The sequence below is a fragment of the Acidovorax sp. SUPP950 genome (assembly GCF_030158935.1).
GTDB lineage: Bacteria > Pseudomonadota > Gammaproteobacteria > Burkholderiales > Burkholderiaceae_C > Paracidovorax.
This window is the reverse complement of the sequence record NZ_BQXE01000003.1, coordinates 477,761-495,943: the sequence shown is the minus strand read 5'-3', so window position 1 is coordinate 495,943 and position 18,183 is coordinate 477,761. Positions and strand designations below refer to the sequence as shown.

Genomic DNA, 18,183 nt, shown 5'->3' with positions numbered 1-18,183 from the left:
TCTAGCTCGGGTAAAAGCAGTCCTTCGGCCCACCACATGCCCACTCGATGCTTCCCATCACATCGCCAGATCTGGCGCCACCCGATACAACCGACCTCATCGAACCACTGTCCGCCTCACTGGCTTTTATCGGCGGCGGCGGTGGCAAGTTCTCATTCGACCCGGACGATAGCCAGCGCCCTCGCTCCCAATTCGTCGTTGTGCGGAACGGCGAAGGCGCTGCGATGGGAACCGACACTGTTCAGTTGCTGACTCACTGGTGCCAACTCCTAGCAGCGCTTGAGCGTGGCCGTGCATCAGTGAGAGTTCGTTCCTGCCTTTTCGAGCGAAACGCTGTTGGGCGCCGTCCGTTTCCCCCAGGAGTTTTCTGATGGATGCCAGTGCACTGCGAGCCACCTTGGAATCCTTGCTGGGACTGCCGCGCGAACAGACGGTGGTGGAGTTCAAATCCAATTTGTCCGACGCCGAAAGGATCGGTGCTTACCTTTCAGGGCTTGCCAATACAGCAGCGTTGCAGGGACGAGATCGAGCCTGGCTGGTGTGGGGCGTCGAAGATGGCAGCCATCGGGTGTGGGGTACGGGGTTTGACCCGTTCCAGCAGAAGGTTGGCAACCAATCGTTGTCAATGTGGCTGCAGGTGATGACGAAACCCCGCGCCGACTTCACTTTTCATGAGTTGAGGTACGAAGGTCTCCATGTAGTGATGTTGGAGATACACCCTGCACGTGGGGCACCTGTCGCTTTTCAGCATGTGCGCTATATCCGCTTGGACAGCCATTTGGTGAAGTTGGCGGAATTTCCCAACCATGAGTCCCGCTTGTGGGGTGCGCTAGGTATAGCGGAGGATTGGACTGGGGTGGTGATGCCAGAGGCGTCGCTGGATGACTTGGACCACCGGGCCATTGATGCGGCGCGATTGCGCTATACCGAGTACTTGGTACGAAGTGAGCCAAATGGTGAACGCCATGAGGCCATCCGCTCCGAAGTTGCGGGCCTGGAGGTTTCTACCTTGCTGAACAAGGCGCGCGTGACCAAACAAGGGCGTGTGACACGTGCAGCCCTGCTGCTGCTGGGCAAGGATGAATCCGCACATCTGCTGGGCCCAGCAGATGCAAAGATGACCTGGATTTTGCGAGATGCGTTCAATGACACGGTCACTTCACAGCCATTTGGAATCCCCTTCCTTCTGGCGACCGAACAGTTGTGCGCTCGCATTCGAAATGTGACGCTGGACCACATGCCCGATGGGTCGCTGTTTCCCACGCCAGTGCCACAGTACGATAGTTGGGTACTTCGCGAAGCGCTGCACAACTGCGTCGCCCACCAAGACTATGTTCTGGGCGGCAAGATCAACCTGGTGGAGCACCCAGACCGGCTGGTGTTCAGCAACCTGGGGCAGTTCATTCCGGAAAGCGTGGCGTGGATGTTGGAACACCAGTCCCCGCCGGAGCACTACCGCAACCAATGGCTCATCGATGCGATGATCCGGCTGCGAATGATTGACCAGGCGGGCAGCGGCATACGTCGCATGTTCACGACCCAGCGCCAGCGGTTTTTTCCGTTACCCGACTACGAGTTTGGTCAGACTCCACAAGGGTTTCCACGTGTGGAGTTGACCCTGCAGGGACGGATGCTGGATTCCAAATTTGCGCGGGTACTGATGGCGCGCGCAGATCTGGGCTTGGGCCAGGTACTGCTGCTGGACAGGCTACAGAAGGGCCAAACTCTTTCAGCAGCAGAGGCCAAGAGCTTGCGTGATCTGGGGCTGATTGAAGGGCGCGCCCCAAGGTATTTCATCTCAGCCAAGATGGCCGATGCCTTGGGGCAGAAGGCGAAGTACATCCACCAGCGCGGCCTGGATGACCGGTACTACCAAAAGCTGGTGCTGGACTATCTGCAGCAGTATGGGCAGGCCACCAGAACGGATTTGGATGCCCTGTTGCTTCGGAAGCTACCCGACGTTCTGACTGAAGAGCAGAAAGCCAATAAGGTCAAAAATCTGATGCAAAGCATGAAGCGGGCTGGGCTGATAAAGCCTCACGGCGCGCGCTCTGCGGCCATTTGGCGTCTGTGCCAATCCATGGATAACTGAACCACGGCCCATGGTGTTTAACCATGGGCCGTGGTTCTAAGTCATTGATTTTTATATTGTTTAATGCTGTTTCAAGCTGCTATTTAGACAAGATATCCGGTGTCCTTAGACATCAATATTCCCCGCCCGCAACGCATTCGTCTCGATGAAGTCCCGCCGCGGCTCCACCTCGTCGCCCATCAGCATGGTGAACACCCGGTCCGCCTCGATCGCATCGTCGATCTGCACGCGCAGCAGGCGGCGCACTTCGGGGTCCATCGTGGTTTCCCAGAGCTGCTCGGGGTTCATTTCGCCCAGGCCCTTGTAGCGCTGGCGGCTGGTGGTGCGTTCGGCTTCGGAGATGAGCCAGGCCATGGCCTGGCGGAAGTCGGACACTTTTTCTTCCTTCTGCTTCTCGCCTTCGCCGCGCAGGGCCTTGGCGCCCTCGCCGACCAGGCCGCGGAAGGTGCTGGCGGCTTCGGCCAGGGCGGCGTAGTCGGCGCCGTGCACGAAGTCCTGGGTGATCAGGCTGCTCTTGACGTTGCCGTGGTGGCGGCGGCTGATGCGCAGGATGGGCTTGTCGGTGCGCACGTCGAACTCGCCGGCCACTTCAGCGGGGATGCCGTTGGTGGTCAGCTCGCGCAGCTTGGCCTGCAGCTGCACGGCGCTGGCTTCGGCGTCGGCCACGGTGTCCAGGTTCAGGCTCACGCCGTCGGCGATGGCGCGCAGGGCCTCCTTGTCCATGAAGGCGGACAGGCGGTGGATGACGGCCTCGGCGAGCTGGTGCTTTTGCGCCAGGGCGGTGAGGGTGTCGCCGGTCAGGGTCTGCGGGCTGGCGCCGCCGGTGGTCACGCTGGCGTCCTTGAGCGCGATGCGCAGCAGGAAGGTGTCGAGCGCGGGGGCGTCCTTCAGGTACAGCTCTTCCTTGCCGGCCTTGACCTTGTACAGCGGCGGCTGCGCGATGTAGATGTGGCCGCGCTCGACCAGCTCGGGCATCTGGCGGTAGAAGAAGGTCAGCAGCAGGGTGCGGATGTGGGCGCCGTCCACGTCGGCGTCGGTCATGATGATGATGCGGTGGTAGCGCAGCTTGGCGGCGTCGAAGTCGTCCACGCCGCTCTTGCCGGATTCGACCGCGGCCTTGCCGATGCCGGTGCCCAGGGCGGTGATGAGCGTGACGATTTCATTGCTGGTCAGCAGCTTTTCGTAGCGCGCCTTTTCCACGTTCAGGATCTTGCCGCGCAGCGGCAGGATGGCCTGGAACTTGCGGTCGCGGCCCTGCTTGGCGGAGCCGCCGGCGGAGTCGCCCTCGACGATGTAGATCTCGCACAGCGCGGGGTCTTTTTCCTGGCAGTCGGCCAGCTTGCCGGGCAGGCCCATGCCGTCCAGCACGCCCTTGCGGCGCGTCATTTCGCGCGCCTTGCGGGCGGCTTCGCGGGCGCGGGCGGCCTCGATGATCTTGCCGCACAGGATCTTGGCGTCGTTGGGGCGCTCTTCCAGGTAGTCGGTCAGCGTCTTGGCGACGATGTCCTCCACCGGCGCGCGCACTTCGCTGGACACCAGCTTGTCCTTGGTCTGGCTGCTGAACTTGGGCTCGGGCACCTTCACGCTCAGCACGCAGCACAGGCCTTCGCGCATGTCGTCGCCGCTCACCTCGACCTTGGCCTTCTTGGCCAGTTCGTGCGCGTCGATGTACTTGCCGATGACGCGGGTCATGGCGGCGCGCAGGCCGGTCAGGTGGGTGCCGCCGTCGCGCTGCGGGATGTTGTTGGTGAAGCACAGCACCTGCTCGCTGTAGCCGTCATTCCACTGCATGGCCACCTCGACGCCGATCTCGGTGCCGGGAATGCCGCCGTAGGTTTCGGCCGGGCGCGCGCCCGTGGCGTAGAACGCGGTGGGGTGCAGCACCTTCTTGTTGGCGTTGATGAAGCCGACGAAGCCCTTCACGCCGCCGGCGCCGGAGAAGTCGTCTTCCTTGCCGGTGCGCTCGTCCTTCAAGCGGATGCGCACGCCGTTGTTCAGGAACGAGAGCTCGCGCAGGCGCTTGGCCAGGATCTCGTAGTGGAAGTCGTTGTTCTCTTTGAAGATCTCGGTGTCGGGCAGGAAGTGCACCTCGGTGCCGCGCTTGTCGGTGTCGCCGATGACCTTCATGGGCGAGATCTCGACGCCGTTCACGGTCTCGATGATGCGGTTCTGCACGAAGCCCTGGCTGAACTCGAGCACGTGCACCTTGCCCTCGCGGCGCACCGTCAGGCGCAGCATCTTGCTGAGCGCGTTCACGCAGGAGACGCCCACGCCGTGCAGGCCGCCCGAGACCTTGTAGCTGTTCTGGTTGAACTTGCCGCCCGCATGCAGTTCGGTCAGCGCGATCTCGGAGGCCGAGCGCTTGGGCTCGTGCTTGTCGTCCATCTTCACGCCGGTGGGAATGCCGCGGCCGTTGTCGGTCACGCTGATGGAATTGTCCGAGTGGATGGTGACGACGATGTCGTCGCAGTGCCCGGCCAGCGCCTCGTCGATGGAGTTGTCCACCACTTCGAAGACGAGGTGGTGCAGGCCCGTGCCGTCGGACGTGTCGCCGATGTACATGCCGGGGCGCTTGCGCACGGCCTCCAGGCCTTCCAGGATCTGGATCGCGCCTTCGCCGTAGCCTTCGCTGGCGCCCGCCTGCTGGGTGTCGATCTTTGTGAAGGGCTGCGCTTCGCCCGCGCCGTCGGAGGAAGGCTCGGGCAGGGTGTTCTCAGCGGTCATGGATGGCCTTGGGGTCCGTGGAAACCGGGGGGTTTCCTGAATGTTCAATAAGGGTCAAATCAGCCTCCAGCGCATATTCTTCTAGGGCATTTAGCTACAAAAAGCATAGCATTCACCCCCGGCACTGGAAGGCGGGTGCGTCAGATGCGCATGGGCATCACGACGTACTTGAAGGTCTCGTTCTCGGGGATGGTCAGCAGCGCCGAGCTGTTGCCGTCCGACAGCTCCACCTTCACCATGTCCTGGCCCATGTTGGCCAGGGCGTCGATGAGGTAGGTGACGTTGAAACCGATCTCGATGGTGTCGCCGCCGTAGTCGATGTCGAGTTCGTCCACGGCCTCTTCCTGCTCGGCGTTGTTGGACGCCACGCGCAGGGTGCCTGGCTCCAGGTTCAGGCGCACGCCCTTGAACTTGTCGCTGGTCATGATGGCGGTGCGCTGCAGGCTGGCCAGCAGCGGGGCGCGGCCCAGGGTCACGCTGTTCTTGTGGTTCTTGGGGATCACGCGGTTGTAGTCGGGGAACTTGCCCTCGACCAGCTTCGTGACGAACTCCATGCCGCCGAACGTGAACTTCGCCTGGTTGTTGGCGAACTGCATCTCGATGTGCGGCTGGTTCTCGCCGCCCGCATCCGACAGCAGGCGCTGCAGCTCCAGCACGGTCTTGCGCGGCAGGATGACTTCCTGCTTGGGCACTTCAACGTCCAGCGTGGCGCTGGCGAAGGCCAGGCGGTGGCCGTCGGTGGCGACCAGGCTCAGCTGCTGGCCTTCGGCCACGAACAGAATGCCGTTCAGGTAGTAGCGGATGTCCTGCACCGCCATGGCGAACGACACCTGGCCCAGCAGGTCCTTGAGCACCTTCTGCGGCACGCTGAAGGCGGGGCCGAAGGCGGCCGACTCCTGCACCAGGGGAAAGTCCTCGGCCGGCAGCGACTGCAGCGTGAAGCGGCTCTTGCCGCCCTTGAGGATCAGCTTGGACTGGCTCGACTCCAGGCTCACGGTCTGGTCGCCAGGCATGGTCTTCAGGATGTCGATCAGCTTGCGGGCGCCCACCGTGGTGGTGAAGTCGCCCGTGTCGCCGCCCAGCTCGGCGGTGGTGCGGATCTGGATCTCCAGGTCGCTCGTGGTCAGCTGCAGCGCGTTGCCCGTCTTGCGGATCAGCACGTTCGCCAGGATGGGCAGGGTGTGCCGGCGCTCGACGATGCCGGACACCGATTGCAGAACCGCGAGAACCTTGTCTTGTGTTGCCTTCAGGACAATCATGTCGTCAACCTTTGGTGGTTTTGGGAAACGTGCCAGGACGGCGGCATGGGCCATGCCCCCTCATGCCGTCCAGCACGCCATTTTGCCCGTGAACCGGGCGCGCTCCGTGGGGGTGCGGGGCCACTTCGGCATCAACCCTTGAGCGTCTGTTCCAGCACGTGCAGCTGCTGGTTCAGTTCGGTGAGCTGCTGGCGCTCGCCGGCGATCTTGCGCACCGCGTGCAGCACCGTGGTGTGGTCGCGCCCGCCGAACAGCTCGCCGATCTCGGGCAGGCTCTTTTGCGTGAGCTCCTTGGCCAGGTACATGGCGATCTGGCGCGGCCGGGCGATGCTGGCCGGGCGCTTCTTGCTGTACATGTCGGCGACCTTGATCTTGTAGTAGTCGGCCACCGTCTTCTGGATGTTTTCCACCGAGATCTGCCGGTTCTGGATCGACAGCAGGTCGCGCAGCGCCTCGCGGGCGAGCTGGATGGAGACTTCCTTCTGGTTGAAGCGCGAGTACGCCAGGATCTTGCGCAGCGCGCCTTCCAGCTCGCGCACGTTGCTGCGCACGTTCTTGGCGACGAAGAAGGCCACTTCCTCGGGCATGTCGGCGCTTTCGGCGCGGGCCTTGTTGATCAGGATGGCCACGCGCATTTCCAGCTCGGGCGGCTCGATGGTCACCGTGAGGCCGGAGTCGAAGCGCGAGACGAGCCGCTCGTGGATGTTGGCCAGGCCCTTCGGATAGGTGTCCGAGGTCATCACGATGTGGCTCTTCTTGGCCAGCAGCGCCTCGAACGCGTTGAAGAACTCTTCCTGCGTGCGGTCTTTATTCGCGAAGAACTGCACGTCATCGATCAGCAGCAGATCGAGGGAGTGGTAGTGCTCCTTGAACTCGTCGAACGTGCGCCGCTGGTACGCCTTAACCACATCCGACACGAACTGCTCGGCATGGATGTAGAGAACTTTCGCGTCGGGCTTGTCGGCCAGCAGCTTGTTGCCCACCGCGTGCACCAGATGGGTCTTGCCCAGGCCGACGCCGCCATAGATGAAAAGGGGGTTGTACAGGTGGCCGGGCGAGCCCGCCACGTGCATGGCCGCCGAGCGCGCCATGCGGTTGGCCGTGCCCTCGACCAGCGTCTCGAACGTGAGCGCGGCGTTCAGGCGCGAGCGGAAGGCACCAGCCACCGGCTCGTCACTGGGCGCCGCGGCGGGCGTGGGCTCGGACGACACCACCTGCCCCGTCGGCGTGGATCGCACGTAAGTGCGGGCAACGGTCTCACGCTGAGCGAGCGCTAACTCAAGCGACACCGGCTGGCCGTAGAGGCCTTCCAGCAGGGCCGCGATGCGGCCGGCGTATTGCGCACGGATCCAGTCGAGCTTGAAGCGGTTGGCCACCAGCAAGGTGACCTTGGAGAAGTCGGGAGCGACCTGGGCGGTGAGCGGCTTGATCCAGGTGTTGAACTGCTGCTCCGGCAGGTCTTGCGCAAGCTGCTCGACGCAGGCTTGCCACAGTCCTTGTCCGGCATCGGCGCCTGGGTCGTTGTCGGGGCTGCGGGAAGGTTCCTCGGTCATTGATGGCGGTTCTTGTTGTGGATAGGAGGAACGAATCAGGGCCGCAGATTGTACCTTTTCAAAGGGTTATCCACAACCTCGGCCAGGGCGTCCACGGCGCGCGCCACCCGCGCCGCAAACCCCCTGTACTGCCGCCTCGCCATTGCCACGCCGGCACAAGCCTGCAATAATCGCCGGTTTCCCTGAATGCGTTCAGGGCAATAACGCCCGGGCCAAGCGCTTTGATCTTGATCGAAGTGCCGCATCCGGAGGGCCTGGAACCCGCATCTTGCGAGTTGCGCCCGGAACCGAACCCTCAAGGACATTGACCATGAAACGTACTTACCAGCCTTCCAAGACGCGCCGTGCGCGCACCCACGGTTTCCTCGTGCGCATGAAGACGCGCGGCGGCCGTGCCGTCATCAACGCACGCCGCGCCAAGGGCCGCAAGCGCCTGGCCGTCTAAGGCCGCCACGGCACTCGGCCCGGTTCCGGGCGGGAACCCTCCCATGCAACGGCTGAAAACCCGTCCGCAGTTCCAGGCCGCCATGGCCGGGGGAACGGTCTCCCGCACCGCACACTTCGCACTGCACCGACTGGGGCTCGCTCCCACCGGCGCAGCGGCCGCATCGCCTCCCGCACCTCCCACAGGGCCCGGCCCCTTGCCTGATGCGCAAGGGCCGCAGGCCCTGTTTGGCATGGCCGAGCCGCCCGGCGTCTGGCTGGGCGCCATGGTGCCCAAGCGCTGGGCCCGCCGCGCGGTCACCCGCAACACCATCAAGCGGCAGATCCATGCCGTGGCCGCCTCGTTCGAGTCCCAGTTGCCGCAGGCCGCGCACGTGGTGCGCCTGCGGGCGACGTTCGACCGCAAGCAGTTCACCAGCGCCACGTCCGATGCCCTCAAGCAGGCGGTTCGCGCCGAGCTGCTGCAGCTGTTCGGCTACGCCGTGCGGCGCAGCGGCGGCGCTGCTGCAACGGCCGCTGGGGCACCGACGGCGGCGGCGCCCCAGCCCGCCCCGGCGCCTGTGTCATGATGCGCGCGCTGCTGATGGCGCTGGTGCGTGGCTACCGGCTGGTGCTGAGCCCCTGGCTCGGATCGGCCTGCCGTTTCGAGCCCACGTGTTCGGCCTATTCGCTGCAGGCACTTGAACGCCATGGCGCCGCAGCCGGAACTTATCTGACGCTGCACCGTCTGGCACGGTGCCAGCCCTGGTGCGATGGAGGGCATGATCCGGTGCCCGAAGAACCGCCCCGCGCATTGCGGCTGTTCTCGCGCCTGTCTCCTTCCACGTCCTCCACCCCCTCCTCACCGAAGAAGTCTTCATGAACGACATTCGCCGCACCATCCTGTGGGTGATATTTGGCTTTTCCATGGTTCTGCTATGGGACAAGTGGCAAGTGCACAACGGCCACAAGGCCACCTTCTTCCCCGGTGCAACGCCTGCCGCCGTGGCGCCCGCGTCTTCGGCGCCGGCCGCCTCTGGCACCGCCGGCGCTTCCACCGTGCCGGCCCCCACGGCCGCGGCGGCGCCCGCGAATGCGCAGCAGGTGCCGGGCGGCGTGCCGCAGCCGGCGGCGGCGGCCCAGCGCCAGCGCGTCACCTTGACCAGCGACGTGCTGCGCCTGACCTTCGACAGCGAAGGCGGCTCGCTCACGCATGGCGAACTGCTCAAGTACCCCGACATGGCCGACAAGTCCAAGCCGTTCATGCTGCTGGACGAAAGCGCGCACCGCGTGTACGTGGCGCAGACCGGCCTGATCGGCGGCGCCTACCCCACGCACAAGACGGCGATGTCGGTGGTGGCCGGCAACCGCGAGCTGCAGGACGGCCAGAACGAGATCAGCGTGCGCTTCGAATCCGCCGACCTGGGCGGCGTGAAACTGGCCAAGACCTGGACCGTGAAGCGCGGCGCCTACGACGTGGCCGTGAAGCACGAGATCGTGAACACCGGCACCGCGCCCGTGTCGCCCCAGCTGTACCTGCAGCTGGTGCGCGACGGCAACAAGCCGCCGGGCGAGTCGTCGTTCTATTCGACCTTCACCGGCCCCGCGGTCTACACCGAAGCCAAGAAGTACCACAAGGTCGAGTTCAAGGACATCGAGAACGGCAAGGCCGAGATCGACAAGTCCTCCACCAACGGCTACGTGGCCATGGTGCAGCATTACTTCGCCAGCGCCTGGCTGCTGGGCAACGACGTGCAGCGCGACCTGTTCGTGCGCAAGGTGGACACCAACCTGTACTCGGTCGGCATGATCACCCCGGTCGGCGAGATCGCACCGGGGCAGTCCAAGACGGTGGACGCGCGCCTGTTCGCCGGCCCGCAGGTCGAGACGATGCTGGAATCGCTCACCCCCGGCCTGGAACTGGTGAAGGACTATGGCTGGCTCACCATCCTGGCCAAGCCCCTGTACTGGCTGCTCGACCAGCTGCACAAGGTGCTGAACAACTGGGGCTGGTCCATCGTGGCGCTGGTGTTCCTGCTGAAGATCGCGTTCTACTGGCTCAATGCGAAGGCGTACGCCAGCATGGCCAAGATGAAGGCCATCAACCCCAAGATCATGGAGATGCGCGAGCGCCTGAAGGACAAGCCGCAGCAGATGCAGCAGGAGATGATGCGCATCTACCGCGAGGAGAAGGTCAACCCGATGGGCGGCTGCTTCCCCATCATGATCCAGATCCCCGTGTTCATCGCGCTCTACTGGGTGCTGCTGTCCAGCGTGGAAATGCGCAATGCGCCGTGGATCGGCTGGATCAAGGACCTGTCCTCGCCCGACCCGTTCTTCATCCTGCCGCTGCTGATGACCGCCAGCTCGCTGCTGCAGACCGCGCTGAACCCCGCACCGCCCGATCCACTGCAGGCCAAGATGATGTGGTTCATGCCGCTGATCTTCAGCGTGATGTTCTTCTTCTTCCCGGCGGGCCTGGTGCTGTACTGGCTGACGAACAACATCCTGTCGATCGCGCAGCAGTGGATCATCAACACGCGCATGGGCGTGCCGCCGCAGTTCAACCTGCCGAAGTTCCGCTGACCCGCAATGCAGCGCGGACGCGCTGCGTTTGCGACACATTCCACGGCCGCTATACAGCGGCCGTTTTTCATTGGGTACGATGCTTGCTTGCCCCCTGCGGCATCTTTCATCCACTTTCGTTAACCGACGAGGAGACTTGGCCAATGAAACAGCAGCGTACGACTTTCAAATGGAGCGCACTGGGCATCGCGGTCCTGCTGGCAGCAGGATCGGCCCATGCCGCAACGATGCGGTGGGCCGGAGCCAACGACATCCTGACCGTGGACCCCCACGCCCAGAACCACCAGACGACGCATGCCTTCCTGCAGCAGGTGTACGAGAGCCTGGTGCGCTATGACGAGAAGTACCAGATCCAGCCCGCGCTCGGCACGAAGTGGACCCAGATCTCCCCCACGCAGGTGCGCTTCGAACTGCGCAAGGGCGTGAAATTCCACGACGGTGCGCCGTTCACGGCCGACGACGTGGTGTTCTCGCTCACCCGCGCCATGACGCCCCCCTCGAACATGCAGTCCGCCGTGCAGAGCATCAAGGAAGTGAAGAAGGTCGACGACTTCACCGTGGACCTGATCTTGAAGGGCCCCAATCCCGTGCTGCTGCGCGAGCTGACCGAGGCCCGCATCATGAACAAGGCCTGGGCCGAGAAGAACAACTCGACCAAGGCGCAGGACTATGCCGGCAAGGAAGAGAACTTCGCCTCGCGCAACGCCAACGGCACCGGCCCCTTCATCATGGTGGGCTGGCAGCCCGACGTGAAGGTCACGCTCAAGAAGAACCCGGACTGGTGGGACAAGCCCAAGGGCAACATCGACGAAGTCGTGTTCACCCCCATCAAGTCGGCGGCCACGCGCTCGGCCGCGCTGATTTCCGGCCAGGTCGATTTCGTCGTCGATCCGCCCACGCAGGATCTGGCGCGCATGAAGTCCAGCCCCGACATCACGCTGATCGAAGGCGCCGAGAACCGCACCATCTACCTGGGCCTGGACCAGTTCCGCGACGAACTGCCGGGTGCCGGCACGCCGGGCAAGAACCCGCTCAAGGACAAGCGCGTGCGCCAGGCGCTCTACCAGGCCATCGATTCGGCCGGCATCCACAGCCGCACCATGCGCAACCTGTCGGTGCCTGCCGGCACCATGGTCGCGCCGATGGTCCACGGCTGGAGCAAGAGCCTGGACGAGCGTGCCGCCAAGTACGACGTCGAAGCCGCCAAGAAGCTGCTGGCCGACGCAGGCTACCCCCAGGGCTTTTCGCTCAAGCTCGACTGCCCCAATGACCGCTATGTGAACGACGAAGCGATCTGCCAGGCCGTCACCGCCATGTGGACGCGCATCGGCGTGAAGACCACGCTGCAGGCCGCCCCCATGGCCCAGTTCGTCAGCCGCGTGATGAACAACGACGTGAGCGCCTATCTGTTCGGCTGGGGCGTGGCGACGTTCGACTCGCTGTACTCGCTGGATTCGTTGATGGCCACCAAGGCCGGCAAGACGGCTGCGGGCACCTACAACGGCGGTCGTTTCAGCGATGCCAAGCTCGACGAAATGATCAGCCAGATCAAGGTGGAGATGGATGCGCCCAAGCGCGACGCGCTGATCGCCGATGCCCTCAAGCTGGTCAAGGATGAGTACTACTACCTGCCCCTGCACCACCAGATCCGCCCCTGGGCGATGCGCAAGGGCGTGGAGACGCTGCACCGAGCGGACGACCGCCCGATGCCCAACTGGACCACGATCAAGTAAGCCCTCCGATCGGACCGAACGCAAAGCCCGCCCTGGCGGGCTTTGTCTTTTTGCGGGCGCGGTTCCGCGCCCCGTGCAGGCGGCCGCGGCATGCGAACAGCGCAGCTATCATGCCCCGTCCCCACCCCCTTCCCCATCGCATGCTGCCCCGCCACTCCGACCCCATCGCCGCCATCGCCACCGCACCGGGGCGCGGCGCCGTGGGCATCGTGCGGGTGTCCGGCCAGGGTCTGGGACCGCTCACCGAGGCGCTGTGCGGGCGCGCCCTGCGACCGCGCGAAGCCACGTACCTGCCCTTTCGCGATGCGGCCGGCCAGTCCATCGACCAGGGGCTGGCGCTATATTTTCCCGCGCCCCACAGCTACACGGGCGAGGACGTGCTGGAGCTGCAGGCGCACGGCGGCCCCGTAGTGTTGCAGTTGCTGCTGGCGCGCTGCCTGGAAGCCGCCGCCCAGGCCGATGCGGCCAGCGGCCAGGCACGCCTGCCCGGCCTGCGCCTGGCGCAGCCGGGCGAGTTCACCGAACGGGCCTTCCTCAACGACAAGATCGATCTGGCGCAGGCCGAAGCCATTGCCGACCTGATCGATGCGAGCACCGAAGCCGCGGCGCGCAGCGCCAGCCGTTCCCTGGCGGGCGCGTTCTCGCACGAGATCCACCGCCTGCGCGATGCGCTCATCCACCTGCGCATGCTGGTGGAGGCCACGCTCGACTTTCCCGAAGAAGAAATCGACTTCCTGCGCAAGGCAGACGCCAGCGGGCAGCTGTCGAATCTGCAGCAGACGCTGGCCGCCGTCATGCAGCGCACGCGCCAGGGCGCGCTGCTGCGCGAGGGCATCAAGGTGGTGATCGCCGGGCAGCCCAACGCCGGCAAGAGTTCGCTGCTGAATGCCCTGGCCGGCGCCGAGCTGGCCATCGTCACGCCCATTGCCGGCACCACGCGCGACAAGGTGCAGCAGACCATCCAGATCGAGGGCGTACCGCTGCACGTGATCGACACGGCGGGCCTGCGCGAGAGCGACGACGAGGTGGAGAAGATCGGCATTGCGCGCGCCTGGGACGAAATCGCCGCGGCCGACGCCGTGCTCTTCCTGCACGACCTCACGCGCGCCGATGCGGCCGACTACCAGGCAGCCGACGCCGACATCGCCGGCACCATCGCCCGGACGCTGCCCGGCCATGTGCCGGTGATCGACGTCTGGAACAAAACCGATCAGGTACCGGGCCACAGCGCTGCCGCCATGCCGGGCCGGCCGGCGGCCCACCTCTCGGCCCGCACGGGCGACGGGCTGGACGCACTGCGCCGCCTGCTGCTGGACGTGGCCGGATGGCAGTCGGCCCCCGAGGGCGTCTACATCGCGCGCGCGCGGCATGTGCAGGCGCTCCAGGCAGTGGACGGCCACCTGATGGAGGCCGCGGCGCAGCTGCATTCGCCGGGCCCGGCGCTCGATCTGCTGGCCGAGGACCTGCGGCTGGCGCAGCAGGCCCTCAGTGCCATCACGGGGGAATTCACCTCCGACGATCTGCTGGGCGTGATCTTCTCCAGCTTCTGCATCGGGAAATGAAGCACCCGCGGGACGGTGGCGTTTTGTAAGGAGTGGTAAAGAGTGCTTGTGCACCGAACGCATCGGGCTTAACTTCCGCGCCACTATGAATGCTGTGCTGTCATCCCACACCCCAAAAATGGACCTCACGGGTCTCGTGCAGGCCATTGCCCAGGCGCCAGCGGAAGACAGCATGATGAACCCGCTGACCACGGAGCAATGGGACCTGCTGTCGGGCTACCTGCTGCCCATGTCGCTCACCACCGGCCACACCCTGTTCACGCAAGGCGCCAGCGACCGCACGGTGTACTTCGTGGAAAGCGGCAGCCTCAGCGTGCATTACGAAGACGAAAAAGACCGCCTGCGCCTGGCGATCGTCGGCCCCGGCTCCGTGGTGGGCGAAAGCGCCTTCTTCTCGCACAAGCCCCGCACCGCCACCGTGCAGGCAGGCGCTCCGTCCAAGCTCTGGAACCTGACGGCGCTGCGGTTTTCCGAGCTCTCCAACCGCCAGCCGGCCGTGGCCCTCAGCCTGGCCATGGCCATGGGTTCGGTGCTGTCCAAGCGCCTCGGCAACCGCCGCCGGCGTGTTGCTGCGACCTGACACCTGAGCCCCCCATCGGGCCCGTGCCGGGGCCGGCGGACGCGGGAAAGCCATTGGCTCCCGGAGCGCGCGTTACACTCGTTTTCGAACTTTTGGCGCTATCCGAAAAAGGCACGGCATGTCACTTTTCAGTTGGTTCAACCGCAAACCCCCTGCGCCCCGGCAGCGCCCGGCGGTGGAGCCCTCCGGTCTGCTGAATGCAGACGCCACGGTGCCCCTGGTGCCCGGACGCGGCCCCGGCAAACCGACGGCCGAGCCTGCGGCCGAACACGCGGCCAACCGCAAGAACGAGCGCATGGAGCGGCGCGAACTGCTCTATACCGTGGTGCGCGATGCCATGGTCCGCGCGGGCGTGCTGTCCGCGGGCTACAAATTCAAGGTGCTGTCCCTGGACCAGCGCGGCCGCCAGTTCCTGGTGATGATGGATCTGGCCCGCGAATACGGCGGCGAGACCGTCCGCCTGAGCGAGATCGAGGCGCTCATCGCCCAGACCGCCAAGACCCGCTTCGACATTCTGGTGACCGCCGTGTACTGGCGCATCAATGACCACGTGGCCGTCGGCATGCCCAGCAAGGGCCTCGCGCCCCACGGCGTGGCCGGCCCTTCCGTGCCGCACGTGCCGGCCCCGGTGGCGCGCCCTCCGGTGCACGCGCCGGCCCCCGCACCCGTGGCCGCCCCGCCCATCGATCCGCTGCTCGCGCCGCGCAGCGCGCCCCTGGTGCCACCGGCCCCGCCGGCCCGCGCCCCTGCCAAGGCGTTCGACCCGATCGAGGCCGACGAAGTGGCAGCTTTCAAGCGGGCCCTGGACAACGCCGCCGCAGCCAAGCCTCCCGCACCGGCACCGCGCACGGGGGTGTCCACGCGCTCGGGACCGCTGCTGCCTTCGACGCCCACCGGCTTCGAAGACACGGAAATGCCGGGCAGCGACGCCCGCTCGCCCGATCTGAGCAACACCCAGTACGGCGACCTGCGCTGAGCCGTACCAGCGGCGGCACGGGCCTCATCACCCCAGCCGCCGCCGCGTGTCGGCCTGCAGCGGATCAGTACACGTCGCGCCGGTAGCGGCCCTCGGTGATGAGCGCATCGACGGCATCGGCGCCGAGCAACTCCACCATCGCCGCGTCCACGCCGGCCGCCATGCCTTCGGCGCTGCCGCACACATAGACCACCGCGCCCTGCGCGATCCATTCGAGCAAGGGGCCCGCCGCATCGCGCAGCCGGTCCTGCACATGGCGATGGGCCTCCCCGTCGCGGGAGAAAACCCGGTCCAGTCGTTCGAGAAAGCCCTGGTTCTGCCAGCCACCGATTTCTTCGGCGCACAGGTTGTCGTGGGCCCGCTGGCGCTCGCCGAACAGCAGCCAGTTGCGCCGGTGGCCCGCACGCACCCGGGCCCGCAGGTGGGAGCGCAAGCCCGCCAAGCCCGATCCATTGCCGATGAAGAGGCAAGGTGCATCGCCCGGGGCGGCATCGAAGCGCGGATTGGCCACCAGGCGCAAAGCCACTTCGGCACCCAGCGGGGCATGGGCGGTGAGCCAGCCCGACGCCAGCCCCAGCCCCTGGGCATGCCGCTCCTGGCGGACCAGCAGCTGCAGCGCGCCGTCGCCAGGCAGGGAGGCCACGGAGTAGGTGCGGGGCGCCAGCGCCACCAGCGCATCGGCACAGGCCTGGGCATGGACCTCTGCCGCGCCCGACGGCAGCGGGGGCAGCGGGGGCAGCACACTCACCGCCAGGGCCTCGGCCAGCGTGGTCCTGACGCCCCCATGCTGCACCGGTGCAGCGCCATCGGCACCCACGGCTTGCAGCCAGGCCACGACGGCCTCGGGCGCGTGGCGCGGCAGCACCTCCACCAAGGCGCCCGGATGCCATTCGGCCGGGGTGCCTGAGGTGAGCGACACCTCAAACAAGGGGTGGCCCAGGCTGCCCGGATTGAGGCAATCGCGCCGTTCCAGGCGCCACGGCGCGTAGACGGGCGCCATACCGCCTTCCGCCAAGGCTCCCTCCAGGGCCAGATGCGCCACGCCGTCCAATGCGGCCAGGGCCTCGCTCCAGCGGGCCAGGGCCGCAGGATCTGCGTCGTCCACTTCGATGAGCGGAAACAGCGGCCCGGCGCCCGCCCGGCGCAGGCCTTCGTCCAGGGCGTGGCCGAAGCCGCAAAAGCGCGTGTAGTTGCGGTCGCCCAGCGCGAGCAGGCCGTAGCGCACACCCTGCAGCGAGTTTGGCGGCTGTTGCGTCAGCAACCGGGCGAAGCGGCGGGCGTTGTCGGGCGGCTCGCCCTCGCCGAAGCTGCTGGCCACCAGCAGCACGCGGCGGTGCCCGGCCAGCATCGCGGGCGTGAGCGCCTGCAGCGATTGCACGGCCACACCCAAGCCGGCGCGCTGCAATGCGGCCGCGCTCTGCAGCGCCATGCGCTCGGCTTGGCCGGCCTGACTGGCGTAGGCGACCAGCAGCGTGTCGGCGCCCTGCGCCGCGCCGCCTGCCGCCAGTGGTGCGGGCTGCCCGTGGGCGGTGCGCGCGGCCTCCGTGGCACGGCGCTGGCGACGGCGCCCCAGGTAGAGCATCCAGCCGGTGACCGCGAAGAGCGGCATGGCCAGGCTGCCCACCATCACCGCCACCCGGCCGGGCAGGCCGAAGTAGGTGCCCATGTGCAAGGGATAGATGGTGGCGAGCGCGCGTGCCGCGGTGCTGCGCTGGGCATGGCGGTCGTCCACCGGCACCTCGCCGGTCAAGGGCTCGATGGACATCCGGTTGCGCTGGCGGTCATGCGTTGCATCCGCGGCCAGCCAGGTGAACTGCACGGCCTGCGTGGGCCGCGCCGGCAGGCGCAGGCTGGCCTGGGTCCAGGGCCCTGCCCGCTGCTCGAACGTGCGCCAGGCGCGCGTGAGGTCCAGCGGCGCGGCCTCAGCGGCATCGGGCCCGGCCTTGTCGCCCGCGCGCGGGGCAGGGGCTGCCGTGCGCGCTGGGCGCGGAATGCCGGCCCAGCCGTCCACCGTGTCGCGCACCGCATCGAACGCCCAGTAAAGCCCGGTGGCCGTGAGCATGAGGTACACCACCAGCGCCCACGTGCCGACCACCGCATGCAGCGCCCACAGGAACGAGCGGCCCTTGAGCGCCGGATCGAACGTAAGCCAGGTGCGCCAGCGCAGCGGGTGGCGCGGCCAGCGCAGGTACAGGCCCGAGAGCGACAGCGCAAGCAGGCACAGCGCGAGCACGCCCGTGGCCACGCGGCCAGAGTCGCGCGGTAGCAGCAGCCAGCGGTGCAGCGCCTCGATCCATTCGAAGGCGTCTTGCCCCTTCAGCGCCGGCTGCAGCGCGCCGGTGTAGGGGTGCACGTAGACGGTGTCGCCCCGGCGCTCGCCGGGACGCGCCTGGAAGATCACCCGCGCCGCCGCGCCGGGTTGCGATTGCACCGTGAGGGTGCTGATGCGCGGGTGGCCGGGCACGCGCGCCACGGCATCCATGATCTGCTGCGGGGTGAGCATGGGCCCGGCGTGCGGCGTGACCTGGCGCACGCCGGGGTTGAGGGCGTCCAGGATTTCCTCATGGAAGGACAGCAGCGCCCCGGACAGGCCGATGACCACGAGCACGGTCCCCGCCGTGATGCCCAGGAACCAGTGCACCTGGAACCACGCCTGCCGCAGCGAGGGCAGCGACAGCCGGCGCCATGGAGCGCG

General features: G+C 66.4%; 13 protein-coding genes. 9 read left to right on the top strand and 4 right to left on the bottom strand.

The genetic code is table 11. From position 1 onward, the window contains the following. Window positions 1–370 precede the first annotated feature (370 nt). Window positions 371–2,092 carry an RNA-binding domain-containing protein gene (locus AVME950_RS16070; protein WP_284430581.1) on the top strand — a complete coding sequence of 574 codons (1,722 nt, stop codon included), beginning with the start codon at window positions 371–373 and terminating at the stop codon, window positions 2,090–2,092. Between the two features lie 105 nt (window positions 2,093–2,197). Here the strand turns inward: AVME950_RS16070 and gyrB are convergent, their stop codons facing one another. From gyrB to dnaA, 3 genes are all read right to left on the bottom strand, one after another. Beyond that, entirely contained in the window at window positions 2,198–4,816 is a 2,619-nt protein-coding gene (gyrB, locus tag AVME950_RS16065) for a DNA topoisomerase (ATP-hydrolyzing) subunit B (protein WP_284409883.1), read from the bottom strand. Window positions 4,817–4,956: 140 nt separating this feature from the next. Further along, a complete protein-coding gene (dnaN, locus tag AVME950_RS16060) occupies window positions 4,957–6,075 on the bottom strand; it encodes a DNA polymerase III subunit beta (RefSeq protein ID WP_284397642.1) in 1,119 nt (372 codons plus the stop codon). A 131-nt stretch (window positions 6,076–6,206) separates the two neighbouring features. Continuing rightward, window positions 6,207–7,628 (bottom strand): chromosomal replication initiator protein DnaA, encoded by a 1,422-nt coding sequence (gene dnaA / locus AVME950_RS16055; protein WP_272566399.1) that lies wholly within the window; start codon window positions 7,626–7,628, stop codon window positions 6,207–6,209. A gap of 310 nt (window positions 7,629–7,938) precedes the next feature. On the opposite strand from dnaA, the gene rpmH reads away from it, so the two are divergent. The 8 genes from rpmH to AVME950_RS16015 all read left to right on the top strand — a co-directional run bounded on the left by rpmH (window position 7,939) and on the right by AVME950_RS16015 (window position 15,488). Continuing rightward, window positions 7,939–8,073: a 50S ribosomal protein L34 gene (gene rpmH, locus AVME950_RS16050; RefSeq protein WP_005798102.1), complete on the top strand. Its 135-nt coding sequence runs from the start codon at window positions 7,939–7,941 to the stop codon at window positions 8,071–8,073. 43 nt (window positions 8,074–8,116) lie between these two features. Beyond that, window positions 8,117–8,641, top strand: coding sequence for a ribonuclease P protein component (locus AVME950_RS16045; protein WP_284430580.1), 525 nt, complete (start codon window positions 8,117–8,119; stop codon window positions 8,639–8,641). Then, window positions 8,638–8,934, top strand: a complete 297-nt coding sequence (gene yidD, locus AVME950_RS16040; protein WP_284430579.1) for a membrane protein insertion efficiency factor YidD — start codon at window positions 8,638–8,640, stop codon at window positions 8,932–8,934. Before AVME950_RS16045 ends, yidD begins: the two co-directional genes overlap by 4 nt. After that, on the top strand, window positions 8,931–10,637 hold the full coding sequence (gene yidC / locus AVME950_RS16035; protein WP_284430578.1) for a membrane protein insertase YidC: 1,707 nt from the start codon (window positions 8,931–8,933) through the stop codon (window positions 10,635–10,637). The genes yidD and yidC overlap by 4 nt, the downstream gene beginning before the upstream one ends. A gap of 143 nt (window positions 10,638–10,780) precedes the next feature. Further along, entirely contained in the window at window positions 10,781–12,370 is a 1,590-nt protein-coding gene (locus tag AVME950_RS16030; protein WP_272566396.1) for an ABC transporter substrate-binding protein, read from the top strand. A gap of 140 nt (window positions 12,371–12,510) precedes the next feature. Further along, the gene (gene mnmE, locus AVME950_RS16025) at window positions 12,511–13,932 is read left to right on the top strand and encodes a tRNA uridine-5-carboxymethylaminomethyl(34) synthesis GTPase MnmE (RefSeq protein WP_284430577.1); all 1,422 of its coding nucleotides are present in this window, start codon (window positions 12,511–12,513) and stop codon (window positions 13,930–13,932) included. An 85-nt stretch (window positions 13,933–14,017) separates the two neighbouring features. Continuing rightward, entirely contained in the window at window positions 14,018–14,512 is a 495-nt protein-coding gene (locus AVME950_RS16020) for a Crp/Fnr family transcriptional regulator (RefSeq protein WP_284430576.1), read from the top strand. Between the two features lie 118 nt (window positions 14,513–14,630). After that, window positions 14,631–15,488, top strand: coding sequence for a hypothetical protein (locus AVME950_RS16015; protein WP_284430575.1), 858 nt, complete (start codon window positions 14,631–14,633; stop codon window positions 15,486–15,488). Between the two features lie 64 nt (window positions 15,489–15,552). Here AVME950_RS16015 and AVME950_RS16010 read toward each other — a convergent pair whose 3' ends face one another. Continuing rightward, on the bottom strand, window positions 15,553–18,159 hold the full coding sequence (locus AVME950_RS16010) for a sulfite reductase flavoprotein subunit alpha (protein ID WP_284430713.1): 2,607 nt from the start codon (window positions 18,157–18,159) through the stop codon (window positions 15,553–15,555). Window positions 18,160–18,183: the final 24 nt, after the last annotated feature.